This is a genomic window from Lwoffella lincolnii (assembly GCF_002014765.1).
Classification (GTDB): domain Bacteria; phylum Pseudomonadota; class Gammaproteobacteria; order Pseudomonadales; family Moraxellaceae; genus Psychrobacter; species Psychrobacter lincolnii.
The window spans coordinates 1-686 of sequence record NZ_MUYT01000010.1 but is presented as its reverse complement, the minus strand read 5'-3'; the positions used below and the strand labels follow the sequence as shown (position 1 = coordinate 686).

Below are 686 nucleotides of genomic sequence, written 5' to 3'. Positions count from 1 at the left end.
TACAACCCAGACAATGGTATGAAAAGCCCTAATCCACCAGCAGACAATTTGATGGTAACCACCCATGTTAAGCACAACACATCATAACTTGCCCAACATCGCCACCAATGGGCAACATAGACTGAGCAATCAGGGCTTTACATTAATCGAGCTGATGATAACAGTGGCGATCATCGCCATCATCGCAGCGATTGCCTTACCGTCCTATCGTCAATTTGTCATTCGTAATGCCGAAGCTCAAGCTCAGGCTAAAATGCAACAACTGGCTGTTGAGTTGGAGCGGTGGCGTAGCAACAGCCTAAGCTATCGCAATTTTCACCCAAGCAGTTGTGGCACAGGCAACAACTGCTATGATGTGGGCAACACCCAAATTTATGTGCCAACAGGCAGCACAGCAACAAATTATCGCTACATCATCACCTTAACCAACCGCAGTCCAACCAGTTCACTGGTACCACCTACTGCCACAGCACAGACATCAGCACTGAGCAACATCGCCATCGGACGTGATTGGATGATGGTGGCAGAACCAAGCAGCAATCTGATGGGTGCGTCTAAAATATATCTGGACAGCCATAATATAAAGTGCATGACTTCCAGTGCCACCCCTGATGTTGCCACCATGCAAAACAGCAACGGTTGTGGCATCAGTGCCAAAAGTTGGTGATTTTGTTTGTGGGGTGGTT

The 686-nt window shown here is 47.8% G+C and carries 1 protein-coding gene; it reads left to right on the top strand.

The features are described 5' to 3' along the window. Positions 1 to 64: 64 nt before the first annotated feature. Positions 65 to 667, top strand: a complete 603-nt coding sequence (locus tag B0682_RS07700) for a type IV pilin protein (protein WP_078307970.1) — start codon at positions 65 to 67, stop codon at positions 665 to 667. Positions 668 to 686 lie beyond the last annotated feature (19 nt).